Origin of the sequence: Alicyclobacillus sacchari (genome assembly GCF_004366795.1) — a bacterium.
GTDB lineage: Bacteria > Bacillota > Bacilli > Alicyclobacillales > Alicyclobacillaceae > Alicyclobacillus > Alicyclobacillus sacchari.
Window position 1 is genome coordinate 63960 of record NZ_SORF01000007.1, and the last position, 21438, is coordinate 85397.

The window sequence follows — 21438 nt, forward strand, 5'->3', positions numbered from 1 at the left end:
TGTCGTTTTCTTCAGCCCTTCAGGGAAACGCCTGCCACGCCTTGCACGAAATAACGTTGGCCAAGCAGGAATAGGATGACGACAGGGACGATCGCAAATACGTCAAACGCCATGGCGAGGTTCCATTGCAGAGTTTGGCCCGCGTCCTGTGTCAGGAAGTACGACAATGCGACTGGAACGACCCGCATGTTGTTTGTGTTGGTCGCGATGAGCGGCCAAAACAGGCTGTTGTAGTGGTACACGAAATCAAGCAGCACGAGGGTTGCGATGGTGGGTTTGGCATGCGGTAGGACAATGTTTACGAGGATCCGCCATTCGTTTGCACCGTCGACGCGCGCCGCTTGCACCATATCCTTCGGGATTGACAGAAACCCTTGACGCATGAGAAAGACGCCGAATGCAGAACCGGCGAAGGGAAGGATCAGCGCGCCGTACGTATTGATGAGATGGAATGCCGAAAGCATGCTGTAGATGGGGACGAAGGTCGCCTGCATGGGCACCATCATGGCGAGCAGAATGCCGAAAAAGAGCAGTCGCTTGCCCCGATAGGGAATGAAGACGAGCGAATAGGCCGCGAGGGCTGATGTCCCAAGTTGACAAGCCACAATCACCAGGTTGGTGATCAGGCTGTTGCATAAAAACAAGAGGAACGGTTGCGCGTGCCACGCTGTGGCGAAGTTGCCTAAGACCAGGTGCTTTGGCCACAAACGTGCCGAGAGGATGTCGGCGTTCGGTGCGAGCGCCGTGCGAATCATCCAGAACAACGGGGTTGCACACATCACGCAGAGGATGATCAATACGATGTGCGCTCCGCCACGAGCCATTGTGCTACGCAGGCGTTTGGTGTGCATCACGATTCCTCCCCCACCCAGCGATAGCGCATGTAGACTTGCAGCCAGGTTAAGAGTGCCAGCATGGCAAGTAGGACGACAGAAGCAGCAGAAGAAGTGCCGATGTCGTACATTTGAAATCCCTTCTCGAAGATGTAATAGGCAAGCGTGGTGGAGGCACCATCGGGGCCGCCGGCGGTCATGACGTAGACTTGGTCAAACGTCTGAAAGGTCTGAATGAGGCAGATGACGATGGCAAAGAACACAGTTGGGGCCATTGCGGGAAGTGTCACATGGCGCAATGTCGACCAGCGGCCACCTCCGTCGACCTGGCAGGATTCCCGCAGGTGTTGTGGCACATTTTGCAGACCCGCAAGAAAGACGAGCATGTAGTATCCCGTGTACTGCCAAACTGAGAGGATGAGAACCGCCGCGAGTGCGGATCGGCGGCCACCAAGCCAATCGATGGGTTGTCCCCCAAATATCTCGACGATCCGGTTGACAAGCCCACCGTCCGTATTGAACAGCAAGGTGAACATGAGACCCGAGCCGACCAATGGAATGACATACGGGCCGAAGAGGACGGTGCGGTAGACTCTTGTTCCCCAAAGTCGCATGTTCACCAACATGGCCAGGATGAGTGCAAGGGGCAACGACAACAGCAACATGCCCGCGGCGAGCACTGCGGTGTTTGTCAGCGCTTGGGCAAAATCGGGTGCGGTCAGCAGGTGAATGTAGTTCTCCCAGCCGACAAACCTTGGCTTTGGAGTGAGAAGATTTGATTGAAACATGCTCAGATAGACCACATACGCCATGGGGATGAACACGAACAGTGTCAAGAACGCGAGAGCGGGCAACATCATGAACCAGCCCTGAGTCGAAGACTGGATTTGCCGCGCAATCTGCCGGCGCACTCGCGGCTGACTGGCAAGGACGCCTGTGAGAGCTCTGCTCAACCCGATACCCCTCCTTTAGGCATAGCAAGAGAAATGGTTATCAAGACCGATCCGGCCTTGAGTGTACGCGTTGTTTTTGAAATGGTTATCAACCATCGATTGCGTTTCAGTAAAGGTCTCGTAAAATAGGCGAATTTGTTATAGTGAGTGCAGGGCGTTCTTGAAATGTAGCATTTCAGCATCGGTAAAAGGGGCGGACACATCTTGACAGACTTACAGCGGAAGTACGCCGATCTCATCGTTCGCATCGGTGTGAATTTGCAGCCGGGGCAGCCCTTGGTCATTGGCTTTGGACGTAGGCAGGTGTACCCGGAACACATTGAGTTTGCGCGCAAGCTGGTTGCGGCGGCTTACGATGCCGGTGCCAGCTTCGTCCAGGTCGATTGGGGAGACGAATGGTGGCAGCGTGAAACGGTGGCACGGGGCGATCTCAGTCTCTTGCGCGAGCGTGCGAAGTGGCAGTTGGCCTGGGTCGAGAAGCTCGCCAAACTCGGTGCCGCGTATATCGCCATTCCGGCAAGCGATCCGAACTTGTACAACGGTGTACCTGCGGATCGCGTGGAAACGGCGGAACGAGCGATTCGTGAAACCTTCCGTGCATTTGACAACGAGCGCACGAGTGACATTCATCGTTGGACATTGGCATCGGCGCCGACGACTGCATGGGCGGATGCCGTGCACGGTGAACTGCCGAAGACAGAGCGGCTAAACGCTTTATGGCAAGACATTCTAAAAGCGGCGCGGGCCACTGGTGATGACCCGATTGCCGATTGGGAGAACCATATTCAGAATTTGCAGCGCCGCGCGCAATGGTTGAATGGTTTGCGCATTCGGACATTGCGTTATCGTGCACCGGGTACGGATTTGGCCATTGAGCTTGCGGAAGGCCATTACTTTGCGGCGGCCGGACATCCGGATCGAAAGGGTGTACGTTTTGTCGCCAACATCCCAACGGAAGAAGTCTACACCGCACCGAAGAAGACCGGTGTTCATGGTACGGTGACCAGCACGATGCCGTTGAACCATAATGGATCGCTCATCGAGGGAATTCGCCTGCGTTTTGAGCGGGGGCGTATTGTCGAGTACAGTGCGGAAAAGGGACAGGATGCGCTGCAGGGCATCATCGAGGCGGACGAAGGCAGTCACTATCTTGGGGAGGTTGCCTTGGTGCCAATTGATTCCCCCATCGCTGAGATGAATCAAATCTTCTACAACACGCTGTTCGATGAGAATGCGTCCTGCCACCTTGCGATTGGCCGCGCGTATCCGCTCGTCGCAGGTGGTCACGATCTGGCCGCAAACGAATGGGAAGGCCGAGGACTTAACGATAGTCTCATGCACGTCGATTTCATGATTGGCTCAGCCGATCTCGATATCGATGCGGAGTTGTTCGATGGCAGCACGGTACCCGTCTTTCGCAAGGGGCGTTGGGCAAACGGGGCCGTCTGAAAGACCGTTTTGTCGGGAGGCATAGGGATGGGGAGTCTTTCTTTTGATAGCACACAGTATCCATATCCGTCGCGGCGTACGGTCGTCTATGCGCGCGGCGGCATGATCGCGACGTCACAGCCACTGGCATCTGCAGCCGGTGTGGAGGTGTTGCGCCGTGGTGGCAACGCCGTGGATGCGGCGGTTGCCGCCGCGGCTGCGCTGGCCATTGTCGAGCCGACGTCGAACGGCATTGGCAGCGATGCCTTCGCCATCGTCTGGCACGAGGGGAAAATGTACGGTTTAAATAGCAGTGGTAGGTCGCCGCGGCGGCTATCGTTTGATGCACTTGCGGAGCGGGGGCTCCACGAACTGCCGATGCATGGTTGGTTGCCGGTCACTGTGCCAGGTGCCCCCGGCGCTTGGGCGGCACTGTCTGAACGTTTTGGCCGAGTGCCCTTGCAGGAAGCGCTTGCACCAGCCATTGGGTATGCTGAAGACGGATTTCCTGTGGCCCCTGTCACGTCGGCCAACTGGCGTCGTGCGATGGAACTTTACAAGAACCATCTCTCTGGCACTGAACATGATCCATTTTTTAAACTTTTTGCCCCCAATGGGGAGTCGCCGCAAGCCGGTGCGTGTTTTCGCAATCCTGATGCAGCACAAACGCTAAAGGCCATTGCGGAGAGCGGGGCGCGAGCGTTTTACGAAGGCGAGATTGCCGAGCGGATCGACCAGTTTGCAAAGGATACAGGTGGATTGTTGCGCGCCTCTGATCTTGCGGCGTTCGCACCGGAATGGGTCGAGCCGCTCTCTGTTCGCTATCGAGGCTATGACGTTTGGGAGCTTCCGCCCAATGGCCAGGGGATTGTTGCCCTCATGGCCTTCGCGATTCTGGAGGGACTCGATGTCGCCGGCATGTCGCCGGAGACTCGCACCCATGTGCAGATCGAAGCTGTGAAACTCGCTTTTTCAGTAGGCCTTACGGAGATTGCCGATCCGGCAGCGATGCGCCGCCCGCCAAGCGAGTTGTTGGCAGATGATTTCATCGCCGGCTTGCGCTCACGCATCGGCGACGAGGCCTTGATTCTGCCGCCTTCGCGGCCACAGCCAGGTGGCACCGTGTATCTGTGCACGGCAGATGGCGAGGGTAACATGGTGTCCTTCATCCAAAGCAACTACATGGGCTTTGGATCCGGTATCGTCGTACCGGGTACGGGCGTGTCGCTGCAGAACCGAGGTCACAACTTCGCGATGGATCCAAACCATCCAAACGCTCTTGCACCTCAAAGGCGCCCTTATCACACCATCATTCCTGGCTTCTTGACGCAAGGGGGTCAGGCAGTCGGCCCGTTTGGCGTCATGGGTGGGTTTATGCAACCACAGGGGCATGTTCAGGTTGTAAGCCAAGCCCTCGATCTCTGCCGCAATCCCCAAGCCGCTCTCGATGCGCCGCGCTGGCAGTGGCTGACCGGGAAGCGCGTGCTGGTGGAGCGGGCAGTGGGAATTGAGGCGATTCAGGCGCTTGTGGATCGAGGGCACGATGTTGAAGTGACCGATGATCCCACGCCCTTTGGACGCGGTCAAATCATTTGGCGCGACACACAGGGTGTGCTGGCAGGCGGGACGGAGCCGCGTACGGACGGTGCCATTTCCATTTTATAAGCAAACTTCAACCAACCCTTAACACATCAAAGTCGGGCGCTCGGGAAAACTCTGCACGACGGCTTCGACGGCGGCACGCACGCCTTTCGCCATCAAGTCAAGCGGCAGGCCGGGCGCCTTTTTCATGAGCACTTGCTCCGTCATGTAGGGCACATGCAGAAACCCCCCGGTGATGGGCAAGTTGTACGTGTGAATGTGATGCAACAACTTGTAAAACACATAATTGCACACAAACGTTCCGGCTGTATCGGAAATCTCGGCTGGAGCGCCTGCAGCCCGGATCGCATCGACCATAGACCGAAGCGGGAGCAAAGAGAAGTATCCGACAGGTCCGTCATGCGCAATCGGTTCGTCCTGAGGCTGTGCGCCCGCGTTGTCCGGAATTCGCGCGTCAATGATGTTTACCGCGACACGCTCTGGCGTAAGTTGTGTCCGGCCGCCGGCTTCGCCGAGGCAGATAATGGCACGTGGGCGAGCGTTTTCGATCGCGCTGTACAGTTCGTCAGCCGCCGTGGAAAATGCCGTCGGCAGGCGTTTGGCTACAATGCGGAAACGGTTTGCGACCGTTTCGCCGCTAAGCGTGCGGGCAATTTCCCACGAGGGATTGAGGGCCTCTCCCTGAAACGGTTCAAATCCTGTCAATAAAACGGTTTCCATCCGCATCCCTCCTCATGACTATATTCCTTGAATCAGGCTGTAATCCCTTTTTGGGCAACCGCGCTTTACCTTATCCATGTCCCGTCGTATACTTTTTCTGACTGGTTGACTGAATTGGAATTTTGGTCATTGCGAAGCATAAAGGAGTGAACTTGGTGGAGTTGCGCGAGAAAATTGAGGCGGCCGCAACACATGCATTTTCCGAATTCGGGTATAAAGCGACGACAATGGAACAAGTGGCCCGTCTTGCGGGTATCAGCAAAGGGGCTATTTACATCCACTTCCCAAGCAAAGAAGCGTTATTTGGGAACATGTTGCAACAATTAATCGTGCGCCTGCGCGAGGCCGTAGAAGCCGAGTTGCGGGAAGACGCCGATTTTTTCGATAACCTGGAGCGCGGTTTACGCCGTGTGGTCGCCTTTCGCAAGGAACATGCCGTATTTGCGAAACTTGCGCAGGAGGTGCGCCAGTTCGGCACGGAGCCGGCTCGTTCTGGGTTGCGACAGGTCGAGCGGTCGATCGTCGACTATTTGAAAGGGTATTTGGAACGAGGCATCGCAGAAGGGGATGTCAGGACGTGTGATCCGGAGGTCGTTGCGTTCGTGCTTTTGCGGACGTATACGGCGTTGGTCAACGATTGGGCTGATGCGCACGAACCGTTGTCCAACGAGAGCCTTATTGCCCTGTTCCATCAACTTTTTGCCGACGGTCTGCGCAATCCATCCAAAATGGCGAAGATTCGATGACGAGGAACGGGGGAGGGCGAGCATGGAAACGGAAGGATTCGGTTTCTGGTCCACCATCGGACGAGAGCTATCGTGGAACCTTGCAAGTTGGCGCAATCGAATTCAAGTTGTCGGGATTCTCTTGATCCCTGTACTATATGCCGCCACATTTTTATGGGCGTTTTGGAATCCATACGGGCACCTGGAACGATTGCCTGTAGCGGTTGTGAATGAAGACCGCGGCGCGACGTTCAATGGACATCGTATTGACGCCGGTGCACAAATGGTGAATCGTCTTCAAACCGATCATAACTTAGGTTGGCGGATCGTCGATGCAAAGCAGGCACAACAAGGTATGTTGAACGGTACCTATATCATGGCGATCACGATTCCACCCGATTTCTCGCAGGACGCAGCAAATGCTGCAACGACGCCGGGCGCGCCACAGCCGACCATCGAAAGCGTCACCAATGACAGGCACAACTATATTGCGGGCATTGTTGGGCGTAACGCGATGGTGAAGCTGGAAGAACAAACGGCCAGCCAACTGGCACGATCGTATGCAGAGAATGTGGTGAGTGGTCTCGTTTCGGCGCAGTCGGGGCTTCGCGCCGCGAGCACGGGGGCTTCCCAGGTTGCCGCTGGAGCCGGCAAGCTTCAGGCGGCGGGGGGATCGCTTGTACGTGGTGCCAAGCAGGTGGCCAGTGGGGGCGTTACACTTGCTAACAAGTTGCAAACCGCAACCACGGCCGCAGGTCAGTTGGCATCAGGGGTCGCTCAAACGCAGCATGCGGCGGCACAGTTAGCAGATTCCATGGTGCAGTTGTCACGAGGTGCAGCCCAGGTTCAGACGGGAGTCGGGCAGTTGCAATCAGGATCGACAGCCTTGGCGTCCGGTGCAAATCGCGCGGCGACGGGAGCCAACCAAGTTGCTGGAGGCGCCAAACAGGTTGCGGACGGCCTTGCGGAACTGGCCAAGGCAAATCCAGCATTGGCCTCGTCTCCTCAGTTTCAGACGTTGCTCACAGCAAGCCAGCAAGTTGCAGCCGGATCTGCCCAAGTGGCGGCGGCAAACCAGTCGCTTGCCACGAGTGCCCAAAAGTTGGCTGGCGGCGCGGAACAAGTGGCGCAGGGAAGCGAGGCGTTGAGCGCGGGTACCGCCAAGGCAGCTTCTGGCGCACAACAACTTGCATTGGGTGAGCAGCGGATCGCCATTGGTGCAAACCAGCTTGCCGCTGGCATCAGCAGTTTACAGCGCGGAGCGGTGCAGTTGGCTGCTGGCACTCAGGGTCTGCAACAGGGCGTTGGGCGCTATACGAGTGGCGTTGCGTCGGTGGCATCCGGTGCCGAAACACTTGCTTCACGTTTGCACACGGCTGCACAGTCGATGCCTGCCATACACCATACACAGCTCGTCAATGCAATTGCCAATCCGGTGGGCGTACATCAGGTCGAGGCGGGCAACATCAACACGTATGGGAATGGATTTGCGCCATATTTCTTGTCACTGGGGCTCTATGTCGGCGTCTTGCTGATGAGCGTGATCATATCGTTTCGCGATCCGCCGGCAATCCCGTCGTCCGGTCTCTCGTGGTTTTCCTCAAAGTGGCTCATGATTGGCGGCATGGCGATTGTGCAAGCTGGTATTGCCGATTTCGTGCTGTTGGCAGGCTTAGGCGTGCATACGAGTCATCCCCTTTGGTTCGTGTTGTTCTCGCTCTTGACGAGTTTGGTGTTTGCTGCGATCCTGTTGTTCTTTGTCGCAGCCATGCAAAATCCGGGCCGATTTGTCGGAGTGGTTCTGTTGATTTTGCAGTTGACGAGCAGTTCCGGAACCTATCCGGTCGTTCTGTCGCCAACGTTCTTTCAAAAATTGGGGCCCTGGCTGCCCATGCATTACACAGTGGATGGTTTCCGATATATCATCGGCGGCGGCAATTCTGCGGCCATGACGACAGACATCTGGCGTTTGACGGCCTACGGAGTTGTGTTTTTGGTCCTTTCGTTTGCCTTTTTTGCTGTCATGTATCGCAGGCAGTACAAAGGGACGACGACAGGCAAAGCAGCCGCTTTGGAAGCGTGATCGCACAGGAAGTTGTTCAACCGTCTCTTGGCATCGTCGAGGAGACGGTTGATGTTCATTTGCAGAAGGAGGCATATCCGATGCAAGACAACAACCAAGAAAACCGTCATCCGGAGTGGGAGCGCGAACAGGCGTATGTCGACCGGGTTGTACAGAAGATGGAAGCGAAGCTGATTCAGATGCAGGCTGACGTATCTCTGGTCCGTGGCGAAGTCGTCGACATTCGTCGGCATTTCTGGGACGATGTGACGGTGAACGTCAGCAATCCGGACGATTTGGTCGAAACCCATTTTGCGATCCGTCAGCAAGCCGAGATCTTGGCGGAACGTGAGCGGCGATGGCATCGCGCAGCGGAGGCGGCGCAGGTTCTTGAAAAACAAAAATCCACGCCGTTTTTTGCCCGGATCGATTTTCGGGAGCAAGGTGAGGCGGATACCGAGCGCGTGTACATCGGCATTGCGTCTTTCCGCGACGAAGAGACGGACGACTTTTTGGTGTACGACTGGCGTGCTCCGATTGCAAGTGTGTACTACGATCATACGCCTGGGCCAGTCTCGTTTGCAGCCCCGCGAGGGGAGATTCGCGGGGAGATGACGCTGAAGCGTCAATTTGTCATTCGCGGCGGCAACATTTTCGCCATGTTCGATGCGGGGATTACCATCGGCGACGAATTGCTGATGTATGCCCTGTCCGGACGTGCCGACGCAAAGATGAAGAACATTGTGGCGACGATTCAACGTGAACAGAATCGCGTCATTCGCGACGACACGAGTCCAGTCTTGGTGGTGCGCGGTGCCGCTGGCAGCGGCAAAACGTCGGCCGCGCTGCAACGGGCGGCATATCTGCTCTACAAGCACAGGGGGCGCTTGCAGGCCAGCCAAATGCTCCTGTTTTCGCCGAATCCCCTGTTCAGCTCGTACGTGGCCAACGTGTTACCTGAACTTGGTGAGCAAAGCATCGAGCAGACGACGTTTTACGAGTATCTCGCACGGAGGCTACAGGGCGAATTTGTTGTGGAGGATGGATTTGACCAATTGGAACGTCTCTTGAACCTTGAGGACGGGACACAAGCGGACATCCAGATGTTCTCCGCCTCGTGGAAGGCATCGTCAGCCTTCGCGGACGCCATCCATGAATATGTGTCACAACTGGCTCCATCCGGTATGCGATTCTTGCCGATCCGCTTCATGGACCGGACCATCATGACTGCGAATGAAGTGGCGGCCATTTTTGCACAGACGGAGGCGCACTGGCGCATGCCGCTTCGCATCGAGGCGGTGCAAAAAGAGTTGCTGGCGCGTGTTGATGCGTTTGCACAGGAGGAGTTGAGCGCCGCATGGGTCGAAGACGAGTTGGAGTTGATGTCTGACGAGGATTATCAACGGGTACATCAAAAGGTGGAAAAGAGGCGGCGGCATGCCAAGCATTTATTCGACGATGCTCAAGCGGAGCGCAACGAACTTGCCCAGTTGCTGCTGAATCGCCGCCTGAAGCCTGTGCGCCGCTTCATCCAACGCCTCGCGTTTGTCGACGTACCAGCCATCTACCAACAATGGTTTGAGCAAGCACTGGCTGGCAACGTCCCGACTCCGTCCGGGGTGGACATCAATCTTTGGCGATCCGTATGCGCGAACACCATTCGCGCGCTCGAGGCACAGCGATTGCCTTACGAAGACGCCACGCCTTATTTGTATATGAAAGAGTTGTTGCTCGGTCAGGCAGTCAACACGGCGATGCGCCACGTGTTCATCGACGAGGCGCAGGACTACTCATCGCTGCAATTGCATGTGATCCGGCGTTTGTTTCCACGCAGTCGCCTGACGCTGCTTGGCGATCCAAACCAGGCGATCTACGCGCATGATCCAGGGATGGCTGTGATCAGTGAATTGCGGCACAGCTTTCCGGGTTTTACATCCATCGAATTGACCCAAAGTTACCGCTCGACGGCGCCCATCGTTCGCTTCACACGCGGTATGGCAAGGGAAGGGGCGGCCATCGTGGCGTTCGATCGCGAAGGGCCTTTACCCCTGGTGCAACAGGTCGCATCTGATGGGCAGGTGCAGCTCATTCGCACCTGGATTGGGGACTATCAATCTGCGGGGTATCAGTCGATCGCGGTCATATGCAGGACCCAGCAGGAGACGAATCGATTGGCTGAACAATTGAACCGCGCCGGTTGTGATGTCCGGTGCATGGATAAAACGACAGGGACATTTGCTGCAGGAGTTGTCGCCGTTCCGGCGTATCTAGCTAAAGGTGTGGAATTTGACGGTGTGATTGTTGCCGACGGATCCGCGTCGGCGTATCGACGCGAGTTTGAGCGGCAGTTGTTTTACACGGCGTGTACGCGCGCGATGCACGAATTGCGAATTGCCTGCGTGGGGAATCCGAATCGGTGGATTGCCGAGCAGCCGGCGGACACCTATGCACGGGTGTAAGGAGGATTTGGGCATGATGATTTACCTGTTTCGCCATGGCCAAACGGTTTATAACGCCGATGGCGAACGGTTTTGTGGAACGTCCGACGTCGGCCTGACTGCACTAGGCTGGCAACAGGCGCGCCGTGCCGCACAAATGCTGTCGGGGGTGCGTTTGCATGCATTTGTGCACTCGGGCCTACGCCGAGCGGCCGAGACGGCGAAGGCCATTCAAGAGTCGCAACCGCAGTTGGCCGGTGCGAGGTTACATGTCGAACCCGCCTTTCGCGAGGTGGGGTTTGGTTCCTGGGAGGGACTGACGCGCGCTGAAGTGAACAAGCGTTATCCAGACATGTACGCGCAATGGCTTGCCGATCCGGCACATGTCAGTATTCCGGGCGGGGACGACGTCACGCAGCGTCAGCAGGAGGTATTGTCGGCGTTTTCTCGGCTGCTGGTGCGGTTCGCGGATTGCGACATCGCGGTGGTTGCCCACAATACCATCAATCGTCTGCTGCTGGTTGGCCTGCTTGGCAGCGAGGCGCGGCACTATCGGCGGATCGTCCAAGAGAACGCGTGCATGAACATCATTGAATATTCGGAAGCATCCGGTGTGCGTATCCATGCGGTGAATCGCCTTGCAATCTAATGGATAGGTGTCGACTGTGGTAAGATACTGAGGGAGATTCGTTAGGTCTAGGAGGGACAGATATGATTCAACTGCATTTAGAAAAGGCGAGAAAGTGGTTTACGGAAGAACATGAAAAGCGTCTGGCTCCACTTGCGGAGTTTGCGTACGGGGAGTTGCAAAACCGCGAGCGCGACGCATTCGGCAAAGGCTGGATGTCGTGGCCCGTCGATAACCACGAATCGCTGTATGCCGGTATCGATAAAATTGCTGCCGATTTCCGTTCGAAGTCGAACGTGACCGTGGTGATTGGCATCGGCGGATCGTATCTCGGGGCTCGCTCTGTTTTGTCGATGGTGCAGCCTGAGTTTACGAAAGAAGGCAAGCACGAGGTTATCTTCGCAGGACAACAACTCAGCCCTACATACCATGCTCATCTGTTGAAGTACCTCGACAGCCGCGAGGTTACTTTGGTGGTTGTTTCAAAGTCCGGTACGACCCTCGAGCCTTCGGCGGTGTTCCATACATTCCGCGACTATTTGGAGAAGCGCTACGGGGAGGCGGAAGCATCCTCTCGCATTTGCGCCATCACGGACGCACAAAAGGGCAGCCTGCGTGCGTACTCGGACGAGAAGAAGTACGTGACGTTGCCCATTCCGGACGATATCGGCGGGCGCTATTCCGTTTTGTCGGCTGTAGGATTGTTGCCGATGGCCCTCGCCGGCGTCGACTACCGCAAGGTTATGCAGGGAGCTGCCAATATGCGGGATCAGCTTGGGAAAGTAGCGATCACCGCCAATCCAGCGGTACAATACGCGTTGGCACGCCATGTGTTGTATCAACAAGGTTTTGTCGCCGAAGCCCTGGTCACCTATGAGCCGCGCGTGGCGGATTTTGCCGGCTGGTGGCAACAGTTGTTCGGCGAAAGCCAAGGCAAAGATGGCATCGGGCTGTATCCGACGATGCTGCAATATACGACAGATTTACACTCCATGGGTCAATACGTTCAAGACTCGCGCAAGGTGCTCGTCGAGACAGTACTGGATGCATTCATTGATGATGCGCCGGAATTACAGGTGCCAGTGGGCCTGGATGAAAAGAACCGCTACTTGGAGAACGTATCATTCCACAAGCTGCAGGAAGTTGCCGTTGAGTCGGTCATGATCGCTCACAGTGAAGCGGGCGTCCCGAACATCCGGATTGAAGCTCGCGGTGATGCGGAATCGCTCTATGGGGAACTGGTATACTTCTTTGAAGTTGCTTGTGCGTTTGGCGGTTACCTGCTCGGTATCAATGCGTTTGACCAGCCTGGCGTGGAAGCATACAAGAGCGAAATGAGGGCTCGCTTGCAGAAGTGACGAACTAAGGGAGAAGGGGCAACGGGATGAGTGGAAAGTTGGCTTTAGGCATCGACATCGGCGGCACGAACGTCAAGTTGGCGCTCGTCAACGAAGCTGGTGAGGTCATCGCCAGCGAATCCGTACCGACGGAGCCAGAGCGGGGAGCGGAGGCGTTCTGTCGAGAAGTTGCTGCGACGGCCAAGAAGATGACTGCCCAGGCGGGAATCGCCTGGGAGGCAGTCATCGGTGTTGGCGTTGGCATGGCGGCCTTTCTTGATGTCGAACGAGGATGGATTGAAGAGTCCGTCAATCTCCATTGGCGGGACGTTCCGTTAGGAGAGATGCTCACCAGGGAACTGGGCAAGCCGGTCCGCGTGGACAACGACGCCAATGTCGCCGCGCTTGGTGAAGTATGGTTAGGCGCTGGTCGCAATGCGAATACGGCCCTGTGTGTGACACTGGGTACGGGCGTCGGCGGCGGGATTGTCATCAATGGCCGCATTCATCGAGGCGTAACCAATATGGCGGGTGAAATTGGCCATATCATGGTTAAGAACGACGGTGAGTTGTGCAATTGCGGGCATCATGGCTGTTTGGAGACCCTCGCGTCGGCGACGGCATTGTCCCGTCACGCTGAGCAAGCCGGACTCGTCGGTAAAGAGGGCCGTGAATTGACCTCGAAAGAGATCTTTGAGATGGCAGAAGCGGGCAACGCGAAGGCGAAAGCGGTTGTGGATGACATGATTCACTGGCTTGCCGTCGGGTTGTCGATCGGAGCCAACATCCTGAATCCGGACGTCATTGTGATCGCAGGCGGCGTTGTCAATGCCGGTGATGCACTGATTCAGCCCTTACGGAAAGAGTTCAATCACGAGGCTTTGGCCCGCGTGGCGCGAGCCTGTACGATTGTTCCAGCCAAACTCGGTTCCCAGGCGGGCGTTCTTGGGGCAGCGCGCCTCGTTCTTCAGGAAATCGAGACAGTGTAAGGTGAGCGACAGGCGGTTTCGCCTGTCGCCCGCCGCGTCAGTGGATGTACTCTTTAACGCGTTGGTATACGTCCTCGGGGGACAAGCCGTCGGCTGAAATGACCGGGACGTTGTTGACAACGGTCTGGATGCCCATGATGTTTTTATCCGATCCGGTGATGACGACCGCACAAACGCCGGGCTCTTGTCGTTCACCCGTCATATCGACCACTTGACACCCTTGTTGCCGCAGGTATTCTTTCACAGGTGTCAGACCTTGTTCCACTGCCACCGACTTCATCGTCATCCCTCCAGGGTTTTGATCATGCATCAGGTAGTGTTTGAGTGTTGCGCGAAAATATGCAGTTGATGTGCGAAAAGGAGGGGAAGACATGGGGCACGTACACATGATTTACGGAGTCATCTTGATTCTGCTCGCCATTGTCGCGACAGCATGGGAAATTGCGAGCAAATCCGGACTGCCAAAACCGTTTCGCGGGATTGTCATCGGTTTGTTCGACTTACAGGTGATTTTGGGAATCATCACTTGGATTGTGCGGCGTCCGCATTGGCAATTCATTGGACATCCGATTCTGATGATTGTTGCAGTGATCATCCTGCATGTGATGACATCACTTCGGTACGCGCGATCGCGCCGGATTGCCGGTTGGATTATCGCTCTTGTGCTGCTGATCATCGGTGCGGGGGCATATCACGCGTGACGCGGCTGCGCAGTGTGATCGGCCAATGGCAACCAAACAGCGCTTGCCCTAGCAACACTCTCCAACGACAATTGAACTTTTCGCATGTACAATAGGGACGAATGAAGAGTCGATTGTCGGCTGCTCGAGGGGCATAGTTGCGTATGGCCGATCTATTGCAAATTCAAGTGAAGCATCCTGGAATCGCTTTAACGGAGAAGGAACAAAAGCTGATCGCGTGTTTGGTACAGCGAATCTGCGTGCACCATCTTCATCGCCGGCTCGGTCGGAGGTTTCGGATTCGGCCAGCCAATGTCGATTCCATCCATCTCGTCGTGCATCAGACCGTGGCGGTTGAGGACGGCATATCCAACGAAGAATTGAGCGATATTGTCCCGGATCTTGTGCGCGATATTCGTGATACGCTGGCATGGTGCGATGTTGTGGCAGAGGATATTGTGCTTGTCGCAAAGGCGTGATCGTCCGTTTTGTGAACAGCGTTTGGCGTATTACAATGGAATTGGGAGGAATACTGATGAAGCTGCATATTTCCTTGTTCCAGTTGCCAGACGGCATGTACGTTGCGACCTGCGCAGAAATTCCAATGTGTCAGGTGTTACGCAAAAATAAAGGTCATGCCATGCAGGATGTCAAAAAGCTTATTCGTAGGTTTCTTGAGGAACGAAGGGCTGAAAATCGCCCGTTTGTCCCGGAACTTCACGAATTTGAAGTCGAAGATGCAAGTTCTGTTTGACAAGGGCAAGTCCGTGTGTTATATTTATAAGCGTTCGCCGGGCACTTGGGTCATTAGCTCAATTGGTAGAGCATCCGACTCTTAATCGGCAGGTTGAAGGTTCGAGTCCTTCATGACCCACCAGTTGAATAACGCGGGGTGGAGCAGTTGGCAGCTCGTCGGGCTCATAACCCGAAGGTCGCAGGTTCAAGTCCTGCCCCCGCAACCACATGGAGCCGTGGTGTAGAGGCCTAACATGCCTGCCTGTCACGCAGGAGATCGCGGGTTCGAATCCCGTCGGCTCCGCCAAGAAGATGAAACCGCCGTTTCAGAACATCTGAAGCGGCGGTTTTTATTTTACGCAAAGGTGCAAAACCAAGTGTAGCGTTGTGCTCGAATGGTCGCCCCCTTATACGCACAACAAGACCCGTCGGCGAGAAAGTTCGCCGTCATCCTCGCCATCACCATCACTTCTCAACAGCCATGGATGGGCGCGATGGCCAATAAGCAAAACGTCCACAAAGCGACGTGATCGCAGGAACGATAAACGGTCGGACGATAAATGTATCCAAGAGCACGCCGATGGCGGATACGATACCGAATTGAACCAGCACCTGAATCGGTAGACTTGCCAAAACTGCGAAGGTGCCAGCCAGAATGAGCCCAGCCGACGTAATGACGCCGCTTGTCGACGCCACTGCCTGTGCAACGGATTCCTTATGGGACAAACGTCCTTTTGTTTGCCATATGCGCGACACGACGAATATGTTGTAGTCTTCGCCGAGTGCGACCAGGAACACAAATGCGTAGAGAGGTATAGCTCCTTGCATGGCTGCGGAGCCGAGTACGTAGTGAATGATCAGCCATCCTGCCCCAAGCGCGCCTAGATACGATAGGATGACGGTGGCGATAAGGTACAGCGCCGCCACGATCGAGCGTAAATACAACAGTAGTACAAGTGCAATGATCGCGATCACAACCGGTACCACGACGTGTGTATCACGGCTTGTGAGGGCTGCGGTGTCGGCTTCAGTGGCTGTTGGCCCGCTGATCCACACCTGGCCATGTTGCAGGCCGGGCCGCTGCGAGTCCACTGCCTTTTCCGCGGCGTCTTTCACTTTGGCGAGATCGGCAATGGCTGTGTTGCTGTATGGATCGGTCGCCAACGTGACGTCGACAAGTGCTAAGTGGGTGTGCCCGTTGGTTTGAACGACGTACGCCGTATCGACGCAGGGCTCGTCCTTGAGTGCATGGGTTACCGATTGTGCAGCCTGGTTTGGTACGAGTAACTCCACGGGAGCAAGTTCGCCTGGCTCGAAATGCTTGGACAGAATCGCATAACCTTCGCGAGAGGGCATGGATGTTGGGAACGAGGAAATCAGGCTGTAGGTCGTTCGAATTTGGAACGTAAATAATCCCAAACAAATCAATATGAGGATGCCGATGGTCGTGACCATGACGGATCGCGAAGTGGCAGTGCGTGCAATCCAGTTGCTTAGAGCGCCAGGTTCGCCGCGACGACTGCGACGACGCGCGGATGTCGCACCAGCACTCGCTTCTGGACGCGGTATGAATGGAAAGAAGGCGACGCGCCCGAGGATGGCAAGCAGAGCCGGCAATAGTGTTACGCCGGCCAGCGCCATGATCACGATGGCCAAGCAAAATGGAATGGCAAACTCGTGGTACGACTCGTACTGTGCCAGCAGCAACGATACAAGTGCAAGTGCGACGGTGAGCCCACTCAAGGCGATGGCTCCAGCGGCTCCTCCAACGGCTTCACGAATGGCGCTGTCCTTACTTTGAAATCGATACAGTTGTTCCCGGTAGCGAGCGACCATGAGCAAGCAATAGTCGGTGCCGGCACCGAACAACAGTACGGTCATGATGGACGTTGTTTGCGCGTCAAAGGTGACCAAGTGTTGTGCAGACAATTCACCGAGGATTGGGCTGATGAGTCCGTATGCGATCCCGACGGTGACGAGTGGTACGAATGCCAGAATTGGTGAACGATAGAGGATAATCAGAAGCGCCAGGACGAGCAAGGTGGTTGCCATAAGTAAGGTGAAGTCGGCGTGCTGAAATAAGCTTACGGCGTCGACCGCGATACCAGCAGGGCCTGTAATTCGTACATGGAGCCCGTGGGTGTTAAGTGACCCAGTGATGGCCTGAGGGCCCGCTTGGGCTTCCACAATGCGCTTTATCTGCGCGATTGCGCGGTTTAATTGCGCTTGAGTGGCGTTGCTTTTCAGTGTGACGGGTAGCACCAGTGTCGTTTTATCCTTCGACATCAACGATGAGAGTGCTGTTGCAGGCATGGACGCGAGCGGTGGTACTGCGACTTGAGATGTAACTGGGTGAACGAGGAGTGTCTGAGAGACGCTTGTGATGATCTTTACATCTTTGCTTGTGATTCCTTGACTGTTGTACCACACCACGAGCGCGGGTGTCCCAGTTGCCGACGGAAAGCTTTGTTCAATGTTTCGTTGCGCCTGCACACTGGGAGCTGAATGCGGCAGATAGGAGGAACTGTCACGGTCCATACGATTTGCCGCTGGCCATGCTAAAGATGCAATGATTGTGCAGGCGATCCATATGAAAAGCGTAACCCACTTGCTTCGTGGACCGGTGGTCCATTTGGAAAGTACACTCAGGTAACCTGCGTATTCAGTACGTTCCACACGTAGACACTCCTTATGGCGGATATTGTTGGTGCAAAATTAAATATACCGGATAGTTAATTAATGTGTCTACACAGTCATGAGGACTCAAGCGTTCGGGCGAACATGCTATACTGACATGTATCTTGTGCACTGAACGGGTTCCAGAAAGGGGGGCTGTGGCGTGCGAAAAGGGCCATCACCGTCACGGCGTCCTGGGCGACCGCCGGCAGATTCCGTGGAGGTGCCGACCGCGGATCGCATTCTGCAGGTGGCCGCAAGGTGTTTTATAAAGTCGGGGTTTGACAGTGTGAGCATGAGTGACGTTGCGGATCAAGCTGGCGTCACGAAAGCCGTTTTGTATTATTACTACGCATCCAAAGCGGAGCTGTTTCTGCGCTCGTTATTGTATGTCATGGAGATTGCCAGGCAGCGGACTGTTGCCATCCTTGAGAGCTCAGAGCCATTGCTCAGCCGTCTTGAAAAGCTTACACGAACGCGACTGAGTATTGATGTCACCCTCGATATGAACGTCATCATGCGCGGTAGCGAAGAGATTTTATCGCCAGAGCAATTGGGAGAGCTGCGTTCGGCCGAGGAGCGTTTGGTTGAGGTCTTGGCGAATGCATTTGAAGAAGAGATGCGTGCAGGCAGTATTCGCAAAGCATCGCCAGAGTTCATTGCGCGTGCCTTTTTGTCCCTGTTGGTTATCGGGAGGGGTGAAATGGAGCGCTTGGGTGCGACTGCCGACGTACAGGCTATCACGGACGAGGTGGTCTCATTGCTTTGGTATGGCCTCCGCGATCACTGAAATGACACAGGATCTTCGGTGCGGAGTATGAATCGCCCAAAATGCGGGCTCCCGGGCGGATGTCCTTGGCACCGCCCAGCGGGCGACATATCGTATATCGAATCCACCATCATAAAGGAGGATGACGATACATGTACGGTGTCTTCGGTGGGTATACGCGTTGGGCGGTTGTGTTCCTCATTATCTTCGTGTTATTCTTCCTGTTCGTTCCGGCAGCTCCGGTTGCGACGACAACCTGCTGATCGAAAAACAAAAAGCGGCGGCCCGAAGTGGCCGTCGCTTTTTGTTTCGTGAGGAGTGAGCGGCTGGATTAAGCTTGCTGAAAGGCGGGATCGGCGTAAGGGTGTGCGACCCAACCTGCTGGATCGATGAAGAGGCGAACCGCGACAACTTTGCGCTCGTCCGTCAAGGTGAAGAAGTGCGGGTTGCCTTCCGGCACGGAAATCACGTCGCCCGCTTGGAGGACGACGTCAAAGTAGCCATCCTTGCCCTTGATCACAAAAATGCCGCTGCCGGCCGCGATGGCACGAACTTCGTCCTCCGTGTGCGTATGCACTTGTTCAAACTTCTTGAGCATCTCTTCAATATTGGGCGTGCTGTCCGACAGGGCGATCACGTCCCATTTCACGTATCCTCGCTTCTGACTGAGATCTTGAATATCCTCGTTGAGAGCTGCGAGAATCTCGTCCTTTTCGCTGTCGCTCAAGGTGAACTTGTTTTGTAAGTGCACGGGCATCTTTGCTTGCACGTCCCAGTGATCATAGTACACGTCGTTCTCGGTGAGAAATGCGCGGACCTCGGCTTCGCCGCGGATTTCTTCGCCGGTGTCGCGAACGCGAATGACAGCCATTGACGATTCCTCCTTTACGCTAGCAAGGGCGGCCGATGGGCCACCCATACCTAACGCTATCTTAAAATTGGCGTCAACGTTTGTCTATTCGTACATCATCGTGAGACGTGGTGAATGGATCGGGATCGACTGGTCCCTGCAGTAGGATGGCGATGCGATCTCGCTTGTGGAGCAACGCTGGCTTCGTTGAGCGTTTGTTGTGTGGTTTCTGGCGCAAGGAGGACACAGACGACGAGACCTCCCAAGGTCACGAGCGCACCGACGAGCATGGTGGGTCCAATGCCAAAGCGTGACAAGCCCCATGGGAACAAGTAGGTTCCGAACACCGCCCCGAAGCGGCTGATGCACGTCGTGATGCCGACGGCTGTACCACGCACTTCGGTTGGGAACAACTCGTTTGGCGCCAGCCACTCCATCACGTTGGGGCCGCCCGAGAACAGTGCGTACAAGATAAAGCCAAGCAAGATGACGGCAAGCGGTCCGCTCGGGAAGAATCCTAGCAAGGCAATCCCGACCGTCATACCGGCGAAAGCGATGATGATCAATCGCCGCCGTCCCCAGCGATTGACAAGAAAGAGGGCTGGAATACAACCAATCAGAAACAGCGCGCTGATGATGGCCGCACCATATCCCGATGCACCTGTGAAGAGGTGATAGGATGTCAGCATTTCCGGCCCGAACGTGAGCATGGCGAACAGCGGGGCGACGGCCGCCATGTAAAACAGGCCGACGTACAATGTGCGTTTGACGTAGGCGCGCGAGAACAGCTTTAGATAACTGGTTCTACCCTGGCTTTCGGTTGGTACCTCGATATCTTCGAGGGAAGCCTCCGGGCCATAGACCGCCTGCAGAACCTTCAGTGCTTCTTGTTTACGCCCCTGTTGTAACAACCAACGAGGGGATTCCGGCGTGCCCATGCGTAAAAGTACCAAGATGACCGCCGGCACTGCACTGCTGGCCAAGATCCAGCGCCAAGCCTCCGGGCCGATGGCGAGCATCCATTGGCCGACCAGATAGGCGACGGTCGATCCGACATAATACGCGACTAATGTCACGCCGAGCATCATTCCGCGATGCCGACGCGGCGCAAACTCGGTTAGCAGCGATGTGGCAATTGGGTAATCCGCACCGACGGAAATCCCCAGAATGATGCGTAGGGCAAACAACTCCCACGCATTGTGGACGAAGAACTGGAGAACGGAAGCGACGATGAGCAAGATGAAGTCGATGGTGTACATCAGTTGGCGGCCAAATTTGTCGGTTATATAGCCGAGAAATCCGCCTATGAAGATCCCAATCAATGCAGACGCGCCAATCAAGCCGCTCCAAGTTGCGTTCAACTGCAATTGGGGCGTGATTTGCGTGAGCGCGATCGCGATGATGCTGAGAATGTATCCGTCGAGAAAGGGACCGCCCGACGAATAGACGGTGAGTTTTAGGTGAAACGGACTAAAGCTCGCGTCCTCCACCACATTGGTGGTTTTTGCAGACAAACTTGCCATCCCCTTTCGTCAATCGGCAACCGGACGTCGACGGGAGGCCCAAACATGTGCAGACACAGTTCGCCTGGAGTTGGATTTTGATGCGAAATTTTCGTTTGGCGAAATATAGGAGTATACATTTTTCCAGGCGCCTGTGCGCCCAAACGTGAATGCTGGCGGTTTGTGCACGGTGCTTGGTCTCTGGGTTAGGGGTTGGACGGTGGATCTGCAGATGACGTTTCGTAAGAAGGTTTTTGCAGGGCAGCACGGAAGGCAAACGCGGTATACAACATGGGTATAACACTCCTTTCATGACGCTTGCGAGGTTAGCTGACGGGTTAGGGCTGAAAGGCGCCCCACGCGATACATGCGTTTCACCCCAGGTATGGGTCCCCCGCTTCCCTGGACGGGAATTCAGCGTTGCAACGTGACGTTACACTCATTACGTTAACGTAAATCGGTCCGTGTTGCAAATCAACTTGTCCACAAGGCTAGTCTAACTTGTCCACAG

19 protein-coding genes, 3 tRNA genes and 1 riboswitch are annotated in these 21438 nt (G+C 55.6%); of the genes, 15 read left to right on the forward strand and 7 right to left on the reverse strand.

Annotated features, from left to right (window positions below):
- Positions 1-11: 11 nt before the first annotated feature.
- Entirely contained in the window at positions 12-851 is an 840-nt protein-coding gene (locus tag C7445_RS08485; protein WP_243835071.1) for a carbohydrate ABC transporter permease, read from the reverse strand.
- The gene (locus C7445_RS08490; protein ID WP_243835072.1) at positions 851-1786 is read right to left on the reverse strand and encodes a carbohydrate ABC transporter permease; all 936 of its coding nucleotides are present in this window, start codon (positions 1784-1786) and stop codon (positions 851-853) included. The genes C7445_RS08485 and C7445_RS08490 overlap by 1 nt, the downstream gene beginning before the upstream one ends.
- A gap of 204 nt (positions 1787-1990) precedes the next feature.
- On the opposite strand from C7445_RS08490, the gene C7445_RS08495 reads away from it, so the two are divergent.
- Both C7445_RS08495 and C7445_RS08500 read left to right on the forward strand, forming a co-directional pair.
- Positions 1991-3235: an aminopeptidase gene (locus C7445_RS08495; protein WP_134159642.1), complete on the forward strand. Its 1245-nt coding sequence runs from the start codon at positions 1991-1993 to the stop codon at positions 3233-3235.
- 27 nt (positions 3236-3262) lie between these two features.
- Positions 3263-4879, forward strand: a complete 1617-nt coding sequence (locus tag C7445_RS08500; RefSeq protein WP_134159643.1) for a gamma-glutamyltransferase family protein — start codon at positions 3263-3265, stop codon at positions 4877-4879.
- A gap of 18 nt (positions 4880-4897) precedes the next feature.
- Here C7445_RS08500 and pcp read toward each other — a convergent pair whose 3' ends face one another.
- A complete protein-coding gene (gene pcp, locus C7445_RS08505) occupies positions 4898-5536 on the reverse strand; it encodes a pyroglutamyl-peptidase I (RefSeq protein WP_134159644.1) in 639 nt (212 codons plus the stop codon).
- A gap of 155 nt (positions 5537-5691) precedes the next feature.
- Between pcp and C7445_RS08510 the strand changes: the two genes are divergently transcribed.
- The 6 genes from C7445_RS08510 to C7445_RS08535 all read left to right on the forward strand — a co-directional run bounded on the left by C7445_RS08510 (position 5692) and on the right by C7445_RS08535 (position 13715).
- Entirely contained in the window at positions 5692-6282 is a 591-nt protein-coding gene (locus C7445_RS08510; RefSeq protein WP_134159645.1) for a TetR/AcrR family transcriptional regulator, read from the forward strand.
- Positions 6283-6304: 22 nt separating this feature from the next.
- Positions 6305-8344 (forward strand): YhgE/Pip family protein, encoded by a 2040-nt coding sequence (locus C7445_RS08515; RefSeq protein ID WP_134159646.1) that lies wholly within the window; start codon positions 6305-6307, stop codon positions 8342-8344.
- An 80-nt stretch (positions 8345-8424) separates the two neighbouring features.
- Entirely contained in the window at positions 8425-10782 is a 2358-nt protein-coding gene (gene helD, locus C7445_RS08520) for an RNA polymerase recycling motor HelD (RefSeq protein WP_134159647.1), read from the forward strand.
- Positions 10783-10795: 13 nt separating this feature from the next.
- Positions 10796-11410 (forward strand): histidine phosphatase family protein, encoded by a 615-nt coding sequence (locus tag C7445_RS08525; RefSeq protein WP_134159648.1) that lies wholly within the window; start codon positions 10796-10798, stop codon positions 11408-11410.
- A 62-nt stretch (positions 11411-11472) separates the two neighbouring features.
- On the forward strand, positions 11473-12747 hold the full coding sequence (locus C7445_RS08530) for a glucose-6-phosphate isomerase (protein ID WP_134159649.1): 1275 nt from the start codon (positions 11473-11475) through the stop codon (positions 12745-12747).
- Between the two features lie 26 nt (positions 12748-12773).
- On the forward strand, positions 12774-13715 hold the full coding sequence (locus tag C7445_RS08535; RefSeq protein ID WP_134159650.1) for an ROK family protein: 942 nt from the start codon (positions 12774-12776) through the stop codon (positions 13713-13715).
- Between the two features lie 37 nt (positions 13716-13752).
- Here C7445_RS08535 and C7445_RS08540 read toward each other — a convergent pair whose 3' ends face one another.
- Complete coding sequence (locus C7445_RS08540) at positions 13753-13995, reverse strand: YkuS family protein (protein ID WP_134159651.1); 243 nt, start codon at positions 13993-13995, stop codon at positions 13753-13755.
- A gap of 91 nt (positions 13996-14086) precedes the next feature.
- Between C7445_RS08540 and C7445_RS08545 the strand changes: the two genes are divergently transcribed.
- The 6 genes from C7445_RS08545 (at position 14087) to C7445_RS08570 (ending at position 15437) form a co-directional block, all read left to right on the forward strand.
- Positions 14087-14416 carry a hypothetical protein gene (locus tag C7445_RS08545; protein WP_134159652.1) on the forward strand — a complete coding sequence of 110 codons (330 nt, stop codon included), beginning with the start codon at positions 14087-14089 and terminating at the stop codon, positions 14414-14416.
- Between the two features lie 143 nt (positions 14417-14559).
- Positions 14560-14874, forward strand: a complete 315-nt coding sequence (locus tag C7445_RS08550) for a hypothetical protein (protein WP_134159653.1) — start codon at positions 14560-14562, stop codon at positions 14872-14874.
- A gap of 56 nt (positions 14875-14930) precedes the next feature.
- Positions 14931-15149, forward strand: coding sequence for a type II toxin-antitoxin system HicB family antitoxin (locus C7445_RS08555; protein ID WP_134159654.1), 219 nt, complete (start codon positions 14931-14933; stop codon positions 15147-15149).
- A gap of 47 nt (positions 15150-15196) precedes the next feature.
- Positions 15197-15272, forward strand: a tRNA-Lys gene (locus C7445_RS08560).
- 9 nt (positions 15273-15281) lie between these two features.
- A tRNA-Met gene (locus tag C7445_RS08565) sits at positions 15282-15357 on the forward strand.
- 3 nt (positions 15358-15360) lie between these two features.
- Positions 15361-15437, forward strand: a tRNA-Asp gene (locus tag C7445_RS08570).
- 158 nt (positions 15438-15595) lie between these two features.
- Here the strand turns inward: C7445_RS08570 and C7445_RS08575 are convergent.
- On the reverse strand, positions 15596-17806 hold the full coding sequence (locus C7445_RS08575; RefSeq protein WP_134159655.1) for an MMPL family transporter: 2211 nt from the start codon (positions 17804-17806) through the stop codon (positions 15596-15598).
- Positions 17807-17969: 163 nt separating this feature from the next.
- Between C7445_RS08575 and C7445_RS08580 the strand changes: the two genes are divergently transcribed.
- Positions 17970-18596, forward strand: coding sequence for a TetR/AcrR family transcriptional regulator (locus tag C7445_RS08580; protein WP_243835073.1), 627 nt, complete (start codon positions 17970-17972; stop codon positions 18594-18596).
- Between the two features lie 310 nt (positions 18597-18906).
- Here the strand turns inward: C7445_RS08580 and C7445_RS08585 are convergent, their stop codons facing one another.
- Positions 18907-19446 carry a 1,2-dihydroxy-3-keto-5-methylthiopentene dioxygenase gene (locus C7445_RS08585; RefSeq protein ID WP_134159656.1) on the reverse strand — a complete coding sequence of 180 codons (540 nt, stop codon included), beginning with the start codon at positions 19444-19446 and terminating at the stop codon, positions 18907-18909.
- Positions 19447-19541: 95 nt separating this feature from the next.
- Positions 19542-20939, reverse strand: a complete 1398-nt coding sequence (locus C7445_RS08590; RefSeq protein WP_424923000.1) for an MFS transporter — start codon at positions 20937-20939, stop codon at positions 19542-19544.
- Between the two features lie 289 nt (positions 20940-21228).
- Positions 21229-21357: riboswitch (cyclic di-AMP (ydaO/yuaA leader) on the reverse strand.
- Positions 21358-21438 lie beyond the last annotated feature (81 nt).